Raw genomic sequence first — 14,392 nt, forward strand, 5'->3', positions numbered from 1 at the left:
CCCGCGCCCTCGCCGCACGCGGGCCTGTTATGATTCCGGGCATTACCGTTTCCGGAAATGATCATGTCCCGCGAGATCCGTATTGCCACCCGCAAGAGTGCCCTGGCCCTGTGGCAGGCCGAGTTCGTCAAAGCCCGTCTCGAAGAGGCCCACCCTGGCCTCAAGGTCAGCCTGGTGCCGATGGTCAGCAAGGGTGACAAGCTGCTCGACGCACCATTGGCGAAGATCGGTGGCAAGGGCCTGTTCGTGAAGGAGCTGGAAACGGCCATGCTGGAGAACGAGGCCGACATCGCCGTGCACTCCATGAAGGACGTGCCGATGGACTTCCCAGAAGGCCTGGGCCTGTATTGCATCTGCGAGCGCGAGGACCCGCGCGATGCCTTCGTCTCCAATCGTTTCGACAGCCTCGATGCCTTGCCTGCCGGCAGCGTGGTCGGTACCTCCAGCCTGCGCCGCCAGGCCCAGCTGCTGGCACGGCGGCCGGACCTGAAGATCCAATTCCTGCGCGGCAACGTGAACACCCGCCTGGCCAAGCTCGATGCCGGCGAGTACGACGCCATCATCCTCGCGGCCGCCGGCCTGATCCGTCTTGGCTTCGAGGATCGCATCCGCTCTTCCATCAGCGTCGAAGACAGCTTGCCTGCCGGTGGCCAGGGCGCCGTGGGCATCGAATGTCGCACGGCCGACAGCGAAATCCACGCCTTGCTGGCTCCCCTGCACCATCAGGACACGGCGCTGCGCGTGACCGCTGAGCGCGCCCTGAACAAGCACCTGAACGGCGGTTGCCAGGTGCCCATTGCCTGTTATGCGGTGCTTGAAGGCGACCAGCTTTGGCTCCGCGGACTGGTCGGTCAGCCCGATGGCGGGCAACTGCTTCGTGCCGAAGGCCGCGCCGCGTTCGCCGATGCCGAAGCCCTGGGCGTCAAGGTCGCCGAGGAACTGCTGGAGCTGGGCGCCGGGGACATCCTCAAGGCCGTATACGGCGAGGCCGGCCACCCGTGAAGGGCTGGCGGTTGCTGCTGACGCGCCCCGTCGAGGAGTGCGAAGCACTGGCTGCGACCTTGGCCGAGCACCAGGTCTTCAGCAGCAGCTTGCCGCTGTTGGCCATTGAACCCCTTGAGGAGTCGCCCGAGCAGCGTGGCCTCATCCTCGAGCTCGACCGTTATTGCGCCGTGGTGGTGGTCAGTAAACCTGCAGCCCGGCTTGGCCTCGATCTGATCGACCGTTACTGGCCGCACTTCCCCGCCGACCAGCATTGGTTCAGCGTGGGCGCGGCCACCGGTGCCTTGCTCGAAGACCGTGGCTTACCGGCGAGCTGGCCTGCGGTAGGTGACGACAGCGAGGCGCTGCTGGAACTGCCGCAACTGGTTGATGCTCTTTCAGTGCGCGATCCCAGGGTGCTGATCATGCGCGGGGAGGGTGGCCGAGAATTCCTGGCCGACCGCTTGCGCGGCCAAGGCGTCGCGGTCGACTATCTGGAACTCTATCGGCGCTGCCTGCCGGTCTATCCGGTGGGCACCCTGGCGCACCGCGTCGAGTCGGAACGCCTGAACGGCCTGGTGGTCAGCAGTGGTCAGGGGCTGGAAAACCTTCAGCACCTGGCTGGTGCCGCCTGGCCCGAACTGTCACGCCTTACCCTGTTCGTACCCAGCCCTCGAGTGGCCGGGCAGGCAGTCGAGGCGGGCGCGAAGAATGTTGTGGATTGCCGTGGTGCCAGTGCCGCGGCCTTGTTGGCGGCGCTCAGGCAGCATCCGGCGCCCGCCCACTGAAGCGAAGGATGGATACGTGAGCGAAGCAGAAGCCCCGAAACAAGAGCAGCACACTACAGCCGCCGACCCCGTCACTCCCGCCAGCGCCGCGCCTGCCTCTCGGGGCAATGGTCTGGCCCTGTTCGCCCTGTTGCTGGGCGCCGCCGGCATCGCCGTGGGCGCCTGGGGCCTCTGGCAGGTACGCGGCCTGGAAACCCGCGACCAGCAGCAACTCAGCATGGTCGAGGATGCACGTGGCCAGACCCGCGCCTTGGCCCAGCGCGATCAGCAACTGACCCAGCGCCTGGAAGAACTGCCTAGCGCCGCTGAACTTGACGAGCGCCGTCGCCTGCTGGTGGACCTGCAAGGTGACCAGCAGCAGCTACGCCAGCGCCTGGAAACAATCCTCGGCGCCAGCCGCAAGGACTGGCGCCTGGCCGAGGCCGAGCATCTGTTGCGCCTTGCCAGCCTGCGTCTCTCGGCATTGCAGGATATCCACAGCGCTACCGCACTGGTTCAGGCCGCCGACGACATTCTCCGTGAGCAGGACGATCCCGGCGCCTACGCCGCTCGCGAAGAGCTGGCGAAGAGCCTGGTCGCTCTGCGCAGCACCGAGCAGCCTGACCGCACCGGCCTGTTCCTGCAGCTGGGCGCCCTACGTGAGCAGGCCGTCCAGCTCAACCCACTGGTGCCGGCCTTCGAAGACAAGGGCGGCGTACTCCTGGATATCGCCGCCGAAGGCGATGGTGGCAGCGCCTGGGCCGAGTGGCTGGAGAAACTCTCGCACTACTTCCGAATCCAGCTGGATGCGAGCCAGGACATCAAACCGTTGCTCGCCGGACAGAACCTGTCGCAGGTCCGTCTTGCCCTTTCGCTCGCCCTCGAGCAGGCGCAATGGGGCGCGCTGCATGGTCAGACTCAGGTCTACCAGCAGTCGCTGGGCCAGGCGCGTGAAGTGCTTCGCGGTCACTTCAATGAAGAGAACCCGGACAGCCGCGCCCTGCTGGCGCGCCTCGATGAACTCTCCGGCCAGCCGGTGGAAGTCAAGGCGCCTGATCTCGCCCCTGCGCTGGGCGCCCTTCAGGCCTACCTGCAACGCACTCCGGGCGCGGCCGCTGGCGAATCCGAGAAGCCGGCTGCTGCCGAACCGGCCAAGGAGGCCGGCCAATGAAGCGTCTGCTCAAGGTCCTGCTGATCCTCGCAGTGATCGGCGCGGCCGCCACCCTCATCGGCATGGCCGTGGCCCAACACAAGGGCTATGTGCTGGTGGCCTACAAGGGCTTCCGCTACGAGTCCACCCTCTGGGCCACCCTGGCGTTGCTGGCGGTGCTGTGGCTGTTGTTCGCCGGACTGCGCTACCTGCTGCGACTGGTGGTGATGTCCGGAGGTGTGGTCAATCCCTGGTCGCGGCGCAATGCCCGGCGCCGCGCGCGACTGGCGTCCGAACAAGGCCTGCTGGACCTTGCCGAAGGTCGTTGGGCGCGCGCGCTGCGCCATCTCAAGCGTGCCGCTGAAGGCGATCCGCAGCCGTTGATCTACTACTTGGGTGCCGCCCGCGCAGCACAGAAGATCGGCCAGACCGAGGAAGCCGAGAAACTGCTGGAGCGGGCCCTGGAGCGTCAGCCCCAGGCCGAGCTGGCAATTGCCCTTGCCCATGCCGAGCTGCAACTGGATCGCGGCGACTCCGCAGCGGCGCTGGAAACCCTGAAGGCCGTGCAAGAGCGCCATCCGCGCCATCACCAGGTATTGCGCCAGCTACTGCATCTGCACGAAGTGCGCGGGGACTGGGCCGCCCTGGTCGGCCTGCTGCCTGCGCTGCGCAAAGAGAAGGCATTGCCGGAAAGCCAGCTGGCCGAGCTTGAATTGCGTGTGTGGAGCGCCCGCCTGCACCAGGCCGGAGAAGAGGGGCTGAACGAGGGCGAGACCGCTCTCCAACCGCTGACCCGAGCCTGGCAGCAGCTGTCCTCCGCCCAGCGCAACGAGCCACGTCTGGTACTGGCCTTTGCCGAACAGCTGCGCCGTCTGGGGGCCGAGGAAGAAGCCGAGGAAGCGGTGCGGGGCGCCATCAAGCGCGGCTACGACGACAACCTGGTGCGCCTCTATGGTGTGTTGCGCGGCAGTGATCCGGCCCGTCAGTTGCAGGCTGCCGAGGGTTGGCTGAAAGAGCATCCCAGTGACGGCACCTTGCTGCTCACCTTGGGGCGCCTGTCCCTGCGCAATCGTCTCTGGGGCAAGGCTCGGGAGTATTTCGAGAGCAGCCTGACCTTCCGCCGTGATCCCGAAACCTGTGCCGAACTGGCTCGCCTGCTCGCCCAGTTGGGTGAAGTGGAGCGCAGCAACCAGCTGTTCCAGGAGGGTCTCGGCCTGCTCGATCAGCGTCTGCCGGCCTTGCCCTTGCCAACGGAAAGGATCGCCTGATAGCGAAAAGGCCCGGGACATCCCGGGCCTTTTTCACTGCGGCGCTTCATTGCCCAACGTATTCGATGCGATAGATGGCGCCCGCGTGATCGTCGCTTACCAGCAGGGCGCCATCCTGCGTTACCAGCACGTCTGCCGGCCTACCCCAGACATCACCATCCTCCAGCCAGCCCTCGGCGAACACGCTTTGGCGCTTCAGACTGCCATCGGGGTGGAGTTCGACGCGTTTGATCCGATAGCCGATTTTTTCACTGCGGTTCCACGAACCGTGCTCGGCTATGAATAGGTTGTTGCGGTATTCCGCGGGGAATTGGTTGCCGGTGTAGAAACGCAGGCCAAGAGGCGCAACATGCGGCCCCAGCCTGGCGACAGGGGCGACGAATTCGCTGCAAGGGCGTTGGGAGAACTTCGGGTCAGTCACGTCGCCTGCGTGGCAATAAGGAAAACCGAAATGCTGGCCGGGTTTTTCCAGCCGATTCAGCTCGCAATCAGGCATGTCGTCGCCCATCAGGTCGCGACCGTTGTCGCTGAACCAGAGCTCGCCGGTCTGCGGATGCCAGTCGAAGCCCACCGTGTTGCGCACACCTTGCGCCACCAGTTCCATGTCGCTGCCATCGGCGTTCATGCGGTGAATGGCGGCATAGGTATCGGGGTCGTCATCGCACACGTTGCACGGTGCGCCCACCGGCACATACAACTTGCCGTCAGGGCCAAAGGCGATGAACTTCCAGCCGTGGTGGGTTTCCCGGGGCAGGTCCGAATTAACCACCTCGGCGTCGGGTGGCGAATCGAGGCGCGACTCTATGTCGCGCAGGCGCAGGATTCGGCTGACTGCCGAGACGTATAGGTCGCCTCCCTTGTAGGCCACCCCAACGGGTAGCTGTAGGCCGCTGGCGATGATGCGGACCTTTCCGCTGGCAGGTTCCAGTGCATAGACCTTCCCGGCCGCATTGCTACCGACGAACAGGGTGCCGCGCTCACCCCAGGTCATCTCCCGGGCGTTGGGCACCTGGTCGCTCACCAGCGTGATGCGAAAGCCCTCGGGCAGGCGAATGCGCTCCAGCGGCAGTGCGGCATTGGCGAACCCGGGCAACAGCAGCAGGAATGGCAGGAGCAGCCGACACATGGCGGTTTTCTCCGGATAGGCAACCTCATCCAGCCTAGTCGGTCGCCTTGAAAGGCCAAGGTGCTTTCCACTACCGTAACGCCCTTTCCGATAACCCAACGGAGCCGCCATGACCCTGGCAAGCCCGCGTTCGCTTTTCCTGCTCGCCTTCCTCGGTTGCGTCGCTGTAATGGGGGGAGCGCTATATCTTGAGCACGCCCTTGGCCTCGAACCATGCCCGCTGTGCATCGTCCAGCGCGTCTTCATCATCGCCTTCGGTATCGTCTGCCTGATCGCCGCGCTGCATGGCCCAGAGCGTACCGGGCGGCGTATCTACGCCGTGCTGGCCCTACTGTTCTCGGCTGGTGGCGCTGCTTTCGCCGGTCGCCAGATCTGGTTGCAAAGCGTGCCTGCAGACCAACTGCCCGCATGCCTGCCGAGCTTCGACTACATGATGGAAGCCTGGCCGTTCCTGCAGATCATCAAGACCATGCTCCATGGTACGGCGGATTGTGCTGCGGTGACCTGGACCCTGTTCGGCATGAGCATTCCCGAATGGAGCCTGCTGGCCTTCGTCGGCTGCATCCTGTTCTCGCTTTACCAACTGCTGCGTCGCGCGTGATCGCTCTAGGCGCATGGCTTTGCCATGCGCCTTCCAGGCGTGCTTTTCCGTCCCTTTCCGCACTAATTCGCGCTGCGCCAATCCGCCGCGCCAGCCCCAGAGCTCCGGCCAGACAGGCCGCGGCCTGTCGATTAAACGCTCGTATGAATTTTTTCCCGCGCGCGCCTTGATGGCACTGCCCGGCGGGCATACTCTGGCCCGCACGCGCCGCCGGAATATTGCCGTTTTAGCGGCGTCTTCCCAGAATCTTGCACCGGTCGACAAAAAACCGTCTCGGAGCGGACGTATAACGGCATTACCGAATTAGGGAAGTGAGGTCGTCACCATGCTCGAAAGTTGCCAGAACGCTCAGGAACGTTGGGGTGGCGTGCACCAGCTGATCGACCGCTGGTTGCAGGAGCGCCATGAGCTAGTCCGTGTCTATAGCTCGCTGAGCGAAAAACCCCAGGCTCCCAGCGCCAATGCAGAAGCACTGCAAAGGTTTTGTGAGGTCCTGCTGGACTACGTGTCGGCAGGGCACTTCGAGGTCTACGAGCAATTGCTCAATGAGGCGAAAGCGTTTGGTGACCAACGCGGCCTCGACCTCGCCAAGCAAATCTATCCCCGTATCGAAGCCATCACCGAAGTTGCACTGGCCTTCAACGACCGCTGCGACAACGGTGACTGCCGTGACATCTGCCTGACTTCCGAACTGAAGAATCTCGGGCAACTGCTTCACGAACGCTTCGAGTTGGAAGACTGCCTGATCGAAGTGCTGCACAACGCCCATCAGGGTGAGGCCTCGCAACCGGCCTAATCGCTGTCCTGCCGGCACTGGAATCGGGGTGGCGGATTTTCGCTGAGTGCCCCATTCCAGAGCCTTCCTGGCGTTGGTTAGCTGTTGCTGTTGGCAGGGGTCGCCGGCCTCGTGGTTCCAGGTCCGGACCGTACTTGCGAAACCCTGCACCGGCAATCCGTCGCAAGGCCCAGGCGGGCGATATGGCGCGGCCTCTGGCGACTCGCGAAACAGGCGACTAGTATGGGCCAAATAACGCCCGCCAGGAGGCATACCATGTCGGCCAAGAAGAAGCCTGTAAGCACCCCGCTGCACCTGCTGCACCAACTGTCCTTCAGTCTGCTCGAACACCTTGAGAAAGCCTGCGCCCAAGCTTCGGTCGATGCTGAGAAGCTCCTGACCAAATTGGAGAAACAACGCGGCAAGGCTCAAGAGAAACTGCACACCGCGCGCACCAAGCTGCAGGATGCTGCCAAAGCTGGCAAAGCCAAGGCTCAAGCCAAGGCCAAAGCCAATATCGGCGAACTCGAAGCTCTCCTGGACACGCTGAAGAATCGCCAGGCCGAAACCCGCACCTACATCGCCCAGCTCAAGCGTGACTCTCAGGAAAGCCTGAAGCTCGCGCAGGGCGTCGGCAAGGTCCGCGAGGCTGCAGGCAAGGCCTTGGCTACTCGCGAAGCCAAGCCCGCAGCTGTCAAGGCAGCAGCCAAGCCTGTCGCCAAACCGGCTGCCAAGCCCGCAGCAGCCAAGCCCGCCGCGAAGCCGGCCGCGAAGCCGGCCGCCAAGGTTGCCGCTGCTAAGCCCGCCGCCAAACCGGCTGCCAAGCCCGCAGCAGCCAAGCCAGCTGCGAAGCCGGCCGCCAAGGTTGCCGCTGCTAAACCCGCTGCCAAACCGGCTGCCAAGTCCGCAGCAGCCAAGCCTGCCGCGAAGCCGGGCGCCAAGGTTGCCGCTGCTAAACCGGCCGCCAAGCCTGCTGCCAAACCGGCCGCGAAGCCGGCAGTGAAGGCCGCCGCTAAACCAGCAGCCAAACCGGCAGCCAAGCCTGCAGCGAAACCCGCCGCAGCCAAGCCGGCCGCTAAAGTCGCTGCTGCGAAACCTGCCGCCAAGCCGACTGCTAAACCCGCTGCCAAACCAGCTGCCAAGCCCGCTGCAGCCAAGTCCGCAGCGAAACCCGCCGCGACCGCTGCCAAGCCTGCTGCCGCTGCGAAGCCAGCTGCGAAACCCGCTGCCAAGCCTGCCGTGAAGAAAGTCGCTCCGGCCAAGCCAGCGGCAGCCAAGCCAGCTGCGAAACCCGCCGCTCCGGCCGCAGCCAAACCTGCAGCTGCTCCGGCCGCCCCGACCGCTCCGGCGGTGCCGGCCGCCGCGCCGGTTGCCAGCGTGGCGCCGACCAGCAGCAACGGCGCCGCTCCGACTTCGCCGTCGAACTAAAGCGCCAGGACCGCGACGCGCAGCTGTTCCAGTGCGTCGCGGTCCGCTCCCTTCCGCTTCGGGCAACAGCCCGAGAGCCAGTTTTCAATCTGTTCCATCTCCCCGGCTGCCCAACCAGCGGTGGCGCTTTCCAGGCGCGCCAGTAGCTCGCGTTCGGCTTCCAGTTCCAGCGACTTGATCTGCTCGCGCAACCCGGTCAGCGCCTGATCGTTCTGTGCCTGTGCACGCCAGTTCTGGCGTAGCGAACGCAGGGGCTTGATCACCTGTTCCTGCCAGGGATCGCAAACCTCGCACAGGGCATCCAGGCGAGTGATGTCGAAGGTGGTACCGCGTTGTCCCAGCCAGCAGGCCGTGAGCAGCAGGCAGACATCCACACCGTCGTCCTGAAGACGCAAGCAGGCTTGCTCGACACCGGGTTCGGTGTAGAGGCGCAGGGCGAAAGTCCACAGGTCTGAACGCATAGAGCTCCTCGGGCGGCACGGCGGCGAAGCTGATAAACTCCGCCGCCATCATGATCCGACTGCAAAATCTCACTCTACAGCGTGGTCCTCAGCGCCTGCTAGAAGGCGCCGAACTGACCCTGCACGCCGGCCAGAAGGTCGGCCTCATCGGCGCCAACGGTGCCGGCAAATCCAGCTTGTTCGCCCTGCTGCGTGGCGAGCTGGGGCCGGATGCGGGCGATTGCCTGCTGCCCGCCGATTGGCGCATCGCCCATATGCGCCAGGAAGTGGACAACCTCGAGCGCCTGGCCGTGGACTACGTCCTCGATGGCGACCAGCACCTGCGCCGGGTTCAGCGTGAACTCGCGGCCGCTGAGGCTGGCCATGACGGCACCGCCATCGCTCGCCTGCACATCGAGCTGGACAGCGCCGATGGTTATACGGCCGACGCCCGAGCACGCAAGCTGCTGGCCGGACTCGGCTTCACCGCGGAGCAGATGGACCGTCGCGTCGGCGACTTTTCCGGCGGCTGGCGGATGCGCCTGAACCTCGCTCAGGCGCTAATGTGCCCCTCCGAATTGCTGCTGCTCGACGAACCCACCAACCACCTCGACCTCGATGCCATCCTCTGGCTCGAAGAGTGGCTCAAGGGCTATCCGGGCACGCTGCTGCTGATTTCCCACGACCGCGATTTCCTCGATGCGGTCGTGGACAACGTTGCGCACCTCGAGCAGCAAAAGCTGACCCTCTATCGTGGTGGTTACTCCGCCTTCGAGCGCACCCGTGCCGAGCGCCTGGCGCAGCAGCAGCAGGCGTACGAGAAGCAGCAGGCCCAGCGTGCGCACATGGAGAAGTACATCGCCCGCTTCAAGGCGCAGGCGACCAAGGCCCGCCAGGCCCAGAGCCGGATCAAGGCCCTGGAGCGCCTGGAGGAACTGGCGCCGGCCCACGTGGATTCGCCGTTCGACTTCAGCTTCCGCGAGGCTGACAAGATTTCCAGCCCGCTGCTGGACCTTTCCGAAGGTCGTCTCGGCTACGGCGAGAAGGCCGTACTGCAGCAGGTGAAGTTGCAGTTGGCACCGGGCGCACGAATCGGCTTGCTGGGCCCCAACGGCGCCGGCAAGTCGACCCTGATCAAGACTCTTTCCGGCGACATCGAGCCGCTTGGTGGCCGCCTCGCCCGGGGTGAAAACCTCGCGATTGGCTATTTCGCCCAGCATCAACTCGATGCACTCGACCCCAAGGCCAGTCCGCTCCTGCATCTGCAGCGCCTTGCCCCGAGCGAACGCGAGCAAACCCTGCGCGACTTCCTCGGTGGTTTCGACTTCCGTGGAGATCGTTGCGACGAGGCGGTGACCAACTTCTCCGGTGGCGAAAAGGCGCGCTTGGCTCTGGCGCTGATCGCTTGGCAGAAGCCCAACCTGTTGCTTCTGGACGAACCGACCAACCACCTCGACCTGGAAATGCGCCTGGCACTGACCATGGCTCTGCAGGATTTCGCTGGCGCCGTGCTGGTGGTGTCCCACGACCGTCACCTGCTCAAGAGCACCACCGACGAGTTCCTGCTGGTGGCTGATGGTCGTGTGCAGAGCTTCGATGGCGACCTCGACGACTACGCTCGTTGGCTGGTGGATTTCCGCGCGCGCCAGGCTCCCGCCACCAGCGCGCCGGTGAACCCGGACAAGACTGACAAGCGCGCCCAGCGCCAGGCCGCCGCCGCCTTGCGCCAGCAATTGGCTCCGCACAAGAAGGAAGCCGACAAGCTCGAGAAGGACCTGGGCAAGGTGCACGAGCAATTGGCCCGCGTCGAAGAGCGTCTTGGCGATTCCGCCCTCTACGAAGCGGCGCGAAAGGATGAACTACGCGACCTGCTGGCCGAGCAGGCGCGTCTGAAGGGCCGTGAGGCTGAACTTGAAGAGGCTTGGCTTCTGGCTCTGGAAACCCTGGAGGAGCTGCAGCGGCAACTGGAGGCAGCGGATTGATGGATGACCTGCAACTCCTGACGGCCTGGAGCGAGCCACTGATCCGCGCTGCTCAGGTATTGCTGATCGTACTGCTGGCCTGGCTGGTGCAACGCATCGTCACCCGCGGCATCACCCGTCTCGGACAACGTTATCCACAGCTACCTTCGGAGCTGATGCTGCCCCTGCGCGGGCTATTGCGCTGGATGATCCTCGGCAGCGCCTTCATGTTGGTGCTCGAGCGCTTCGGCGTCTCGGCCGAGGTGCTGTGGACTGCCCTGACCGGTTTTGCCGCTGTAGCTGCGGTCGCGTTCTTCGCGATCTGGAGCGTGCTCTCCAACATGTTCTGCGCGGTGTTGATCTTCTCCCTCGGGCCGTTCCGCATGGGCGACAAGGTCGAGGTGGTGGAAAGCGCGGACAAGCCCGGCGTGAAGGGTAGGGTGATCGCCATCAACCTCTTCTACACCACCCTCGAAGACCTCAGCGAAGAAAACCACGGCGCCCTGGTACAAGTGCCCAACAGCCTATTCTTCCAAAAGGCAGTACGCCGCTGGCGCTGACGGCACTGGGCAGCGGTGGGATGAAGGGGTAGGCTCTGCGGCCTGCCCCTTTTTCGTTTCCGAGGTATCTGCCATGGCGCTCCAGACCTGGCTCGCTTTCCTGGTTGCCTGCTGGGTGATCAGCCTCTCACCGGGTGCCGGTGCCATCGCTTCCATGTCCTCCGGGCTGCAATACGGTTTCCTCCGGGGCTACTGGAACGCGCTTGGCCTGCAGATCGGCCTGGCGCTGCAGATCGCCATCGTTGCTGCCGGCGTCGGCGCGATCCTTGCCACTTCCGCCTTGGCCTTCAGCCTGATCAAGTGGTTCGGTGTGGTTTACCTGGTCTATCTCGCGGTCAAGCAGTGGCGGGCCCTGCCCAGCGACATGTCCAACGATTCCGCGGAACGCCCCATCGGCCGTCCGCTCACCCTGGTGCTGCGTGGCTTCCTGGTGAACTTCAGCAATCCCAAGGCGATCGTCTTCATGCTCGCGGTATTGCCGCAGTTCATCGATCCCCATGCGCCGCTTGTGGAGCAGTACTTGGTGATGGGCGTGACCATGATCACCGTCGACCTGATCGTCATGGCCGGCTATACGGGGCTTGCCGCCCGCGTCCTCCGGCTGCTGCGCTCGCCGCGCCAGCAGCGCTTGTTGAATCGCAGCTTCGCCGCCCTGTTCGTCGGCGCGGCAGCGTTGCTGGCGACCGTGCGCCGCGCGCCGGTCTGAAGATTGCGAACTCCGGCGAGCGGGTGCTTGTCGGAATTCTTCCCGTCGGAATCCTTCCTTTCATCGAACTGCCCCGAGCAATTCCAATTGCATTGCAGGCCAGGAATGACGGGGCCTTCAGCAAATTTTCGCAATCTCTGAACGTGATCGGATGAGCGATTTGGGCTTGAGATCAATTGTTAGGAAGGTAACAATTCGTTTCCCCATTCTCATTTGAGATTGACTCATGTTCCCCATTCCGAGATTGCTCAGCTGGCTTCTCGTGCCGCTGATGGCACTCTGCAGTTTCAGCCTGATGGCCGACCAGGCCGACGGCGCCGCGCAGGCCTTGCACCTGCTCAGTTACATCGGGGCCGACTACCCCGCTACCGTAGTCGACGGCAAAGTCATCGACGCCGGCGAATACCGCGAACAGATTGAATTCCTCGGCGCACTGCAGGGCCTGATCGTTGCCCTGCCAGCCCGTGATGGCCAGAAGGAACTGGAGCAGGGCGTTGCCAATCTGTACCAGGCCGTACAGGACAGGCAGAGCGGTGCCGCGGTTGCCCGCCAGGCGCGCCAGTTGGCCACGCGGCTGGCGGCGACTTATGAGGTCAGCCAGGCCCCGCTCATCACACCTGACCCCGCCCGTGGTGCGCCGCTCTACGCGCAGCACTGCAGCGTCTGCCACGGCGATACCGGTGCCGGCGATGGCCCGGCCGGCATGGGCCTGGAGCCGCCGCCGGCCAACCTGCGCGATCAGGCGCGGATGGACCGGTTGAGTCTCTATGACCTCTTCAACACGCTCGGTCTGGGGGTTGAAGGTACCGACATGCCGGCTTTCGCTGACCAGCTGGACGACCGTCAGCGTTGGGATCTGGCGAGCTACATCGCCAGCTTCAGCGCCGACCCGTCGGTGAAGGGCGAGGCCATCTCCCTTGGCGAGCTGGCCGGCCGCACGCCGGAAGAAGTCGGCGCCAGTCAGGGTGCTGCCATCCAGGCGCTGTTCCGAGCCCAGCGCGCCCAGCCGCCGGTGCAACAGCGCGGGCCAAAGGAGCTGATCGGTCATACCCGTTCCACTCTGGAGCAGAGCCTCAAGGCTTACCGTGATGGTGATGCGGATCAGGCCTACGACCTCTCGGTAGCCGCCTACCTTGAAGGCTTCGAACTGGTGGAAAGCTCCCTCGACAACCTCGACACCGTTCAGCGCAAGACCACCGAACGCGCGCTGATGGCTTACCGCCAGGCGCTGCAGGACCGCCAGTCCATTGGGCAGGCCGCGCAACTGCTGGAAAAGGCCACGGCCGAACTGGACAAGTCCGCCGACCTCCTGGGCAGCGATGGCCTGAGCGGTTCGCTGAGTTTCATTTCCAGCTTGCTGATCCTGCTGCGCGAAGGCCTCGAGGCGATCCTGGTGCTGGCGGCGATCCTCGCGTTCCTGCGCAAGACCGACCAGGAGCATGCGATTCGCAGCGTTCATGTGGGCTGGGGCCTGGCCATCGTCGCCGGCTTCGCCACCTGGGCAGTAGCGGCTTTCCTGATCGATGTCGGCGGCGCCCAGCGCGAATTGATGGAAGGTTTCACGGCGCTGTTCGCCTGCGTGATGGTGCTCTGGCTCGGCGTGTGGATGCATGACCGCCGCCACGCCGCTGCGTGGCAGAGTTACATCAAGGAACACCTGTTGAGCAGCAGCGGCCGCTTCGGTTTTGCGACCCTGGCGTTCTTCTCGGTGTACCGCGAGCTGTTCGAAGTGATCCTCTTCTACGAAACCCTCTGGCTGCAGGCGGGACCTGCCGGCCATGGCATGGTCATCGCGGGTGCGGCGACTGCCCTGGTACTGCTGGTGGGTCTGGCCTGGGTCATCCTGCGCGGCTCGGCGAAGCTGCCGCTGGGGACCTTCTTCATGGCCAACGCCATCCTGCTCTGCGCCCTATCGGTGGTGTTCGCCGGTCATGGCGTGGCCGCCCTGCAGGAAGCCGGAGTCCTGGGTACGCGTCCGGTGCCCTTCTTCGAATTCGACTGGCTGGGCATTCATCCTGATGCCTACACGCTGTCGGCCCAAGGGCTGGCATTGCTGGCCATCGCGGCGCTTTACGGCCGCAGCTGGCTGCGCGAGCGCAGCGCGGCGCAGGCCTGACTGGAGGGCGGGGGGTGTAAACTTCTCGCCCTTTTCTTATCTGCGGAATTTTTCCCATGCGCGTCTGGATCGATGCCGATGCCTGCCCCAAGACAGCCAAGGACCAGGTAATCAAGTTCGCCCTGAAGCGCAAGTTCGAGGTGGTGCTGGTGGCCGGGCAGAGCCAGGTGAAACCAGCCTTCGCCTGCGTGCTACTGGTGGTGGTCCCCAGCGGCCCGGATGCAGCTGACGACTACCTGGTTGACAACGCCTCCCCCGGTGAACTGGTGATCTGCAGCGACGTGCCACTGGCCGATCGCCTGGTGAAGAAGGGCGTTGCGGCGTTGGACCCGCGCGGTCGCGAGTTCGACGAACGCAACATGGGCGAGCGCCTCGCGGTGCGCAACCTGTTCACCGATCTGCGTGACCAGGGCCAGATGGGCGGGGGCCAGGCAGCCTACGGTGAGAAGGAGCGACAGGCCTTCGCCAATTCCCTGGACCGGCTGCTGACCCGCCTCAGCCGGGGCTGAAGCG

At 64.6% G+C, this 14,392-nt stretch carries 14 protein-coding genes; 12 read left to right on the plus strand and 2 right to left on the minus strand.

What is annotated here, in order from left to right:
• Positions 1-60 precede the first annotated feature (60 nt).
• Genes hemC through D6Z43_RS21015 form a run of 4 tightly spaced genes read left to right on the plus strand, consistent with a single transcriptional unit; the run spans position 61 to position 4,166 of the window.
• On the plus strand, positions 61-1,002 hold the full coding sequence (hemC, locus tag D6Z43_RS21000) for a hydroxymethylbilane synthase (protein ID WP_162945908.1): 942 nt from the start codon (positions 61-63) through the stop codon (positions 1,000-1,002).
• Positions 999-1,769, plus strand: a complete 771-nt coding sequence (locus D6Z43_RS21005) for a uroporphyrinogen-III synthase (protein WP_120653981.1) — start codon at positions 999-1,001, stop codon at positions 1,767-1,769. Before hemC ends, D6Z43_RS21005 begins: the two co-directional genes overlap by 4 nt.
• A gap of 16 nt (positions 1,770-1,785) precedes the next feature.
• Positions 1,786-2,919 carry a uroporphyrinogen-III C-methyltransferase gene (locus tag D6Z43_RS21010; RefSeq protein ID WP_256660895.1) on the plus strand — a complete coding sequence of 378 codons (1,134 nt, stop codon included), beginning with the start codon at positions 1,786-1,788 and terminating at the stop codon, positions 2,917-2,919.
• A complete protein-coding gene (locus D6Z43_RS21015) occupies positions 2,916-4,166 on the plus strand; it encodes a heme biosynthesis HemY N-terminal domain-containing protein (RefSeq protein ID WP_120653983.1) in 1,251 nt (416 codons plus the stop codon). Before D6Z43_RS21010 ends, D6Z43_RS21015 begins: the two co-directional genes overlap by 4 nt.
• A gap of 46 nt (positions 4,167-4,212) precedes the next feature.
• Here D6Z43_RS21015 and D6Z43_RS21020 read toward each other — a convergent pair whose 3' ends face one another.
• The gene (locus tag D6Z43_RS21020) at positions 4,213-5,292 is read right to left on the minus strand and encodes a sorbosone dehydrogenase family protein (RefSeq protein ID WP_120653984.1); all 1,080 of its coding nucleotides are present in this window, start codon (positions 5,290-5,292) and stop codon (positions 4,213-4,215) included.
• A 109-nt stretch (positions 5,293-5,401) separates the two neighbouring features.
• Here D6Z43_RS21020 and D6Z43_RS21025 point away from each other — a divergent pair, with 109 nt between their 5' ends.
• The 3 genes from D6Z43_RS21025 (at position 5,402) to D6Z43_RS21035 (ending at position 8,096) form a co-directional block, all read left to right on the plus strand.
• Positions 5,402-5,893, plus strand: a complete 492-nt coding sequence (locus tag D6Z43_RS21025; RefSeq protein WP_120653985.1) for a disulfide bond formation protein B — start codon at positions 5,402-5,404, stop codon at positions 5,891-5,893.
• A 325-nt stretch (positions 5,894-6,218) separates the two neighbouring features.
• Entirely contained in the window at positions 6,219-6,689 is a 471-nt protein-coding gene (gene rsd, locus D6Z43_RS21030) for a sigma D regulator (protein WP_120653986.1), read from the plus strand.
• A gap of 255 nt (positions 6,690-6,944) precedes the next feature.
• The gene (locus tag D6Z43_RS21035) at positions 6,945-8,096 is read left to right on the plus strand and encodes an AlgP family protein (protein ID WP_120653987.1); all 1,152 of its coding nucleotides are present in this window, start codon (positions 6,945-6,947) and stop codon (positions 8,094-8,096) included.
• On the opposite strand, the gene D6Z43_RS21040 is transcribed toward D6Z43_RS21035, so the two are convergent.
• The gene (locus D6Z43_RS21040; protein ID WP_120653988.1) at positions 8,093-8,557 is read right to left on the minus strand and encodes a TIGR02444 family protein; all 465 of its coding nucleotides are present in this window, start codon (positions 8,555-8,557) and stop codon (positions 8,093-8,095) included. The genes D6Z43_RS21035 and D6Z43_RS21040 overlap by 4 nt on opposite strands.
• A 50-nt stretch (positions 8,558-8,607) precedes the next feature.
• Here D6Z43_RS21040 and D6Z43_RS21045 point away from each other — a divergent pair, with 50 nt between their 5' ends.
• From D6Z43_RS21045 to D6Z43_RS21065, 5 genes are all read left to right on the plus strand, one after another.
• A complete protein-coding gene (locus D6Z43_RS21045) occupies positions 8,608-10,518 on the plus strand; it encodes an ATP-binding cassette domain-containing protein (RefSeq protein WP_120653989.1) in 1,911 nt (636 codons plus the stop codon).
• Positions 10,518-11,057 (plus strand): mechanosensitive ion channel family protein, encoded by a 540-nt coding sequence (locus tag D6Z43_RS21050; RefSeq protein WP_120653990.1) that lies wholly within the window; start codon positions 10,518-10,520, stop codon positions 11,055-11,057. The genes D6Z43_RS21045 and D6Z43_RS21050 overlap by 1 nt, the downstream gene beginning before the upstream one ends.
• A 73-nt stretch (positions 11,058-11,130) precedes the next feature.
• Positions 11,131-11,763, plus strand: coding sequence for a homoserine/homoserine lactone efflux protein (gene rhtB / locus D6Z43_RS21055; RefSeq protein WP_120653991.1), 633 nt, complete (start codon positions 11,131-11,133; stop codon positions 11,761-11,763).
• Between the two features lie 226 nt (positions 11,764-11,989).
• A complete protein-coding gene (locus D6Z43_RS21060) occupies positions 11,990-13,879 on the plus strand; it encodes a cytochrome c/FTR1 family iron permease (RefSeq protein ID WP_120653992.1) in 1,890 nt (629 codons plus the stop codon).
• A 56-nt stretch (positions 13,880-13,935) separates the two neighbouring features.
• Positions 13,936-14,388: a YaiI/YqxD family protein gene (locus tag D6Z43_RS21065; RefSeq protein ID WP_120653993.1), complete on the plus strand. Its 453-nt coding sequence runs from the start codon at positions 13,936-13,938 to the stop codon at positions 14,386-14,388.
• Positions 14,389-14,392 lie beyond the last annotated feature (4 nt).

The sequence above is a fragment of the Pseudomonas sp. DY-1 genome (genome assembly GCF_003626975.1).
In the GTDB taxonomy this organism is placed as follows: Bacteria; Pseudomonadota; Gammaproteobacteria; order Pseudomonadales; family Pseudomonadaceae; genus Metapseudomonas.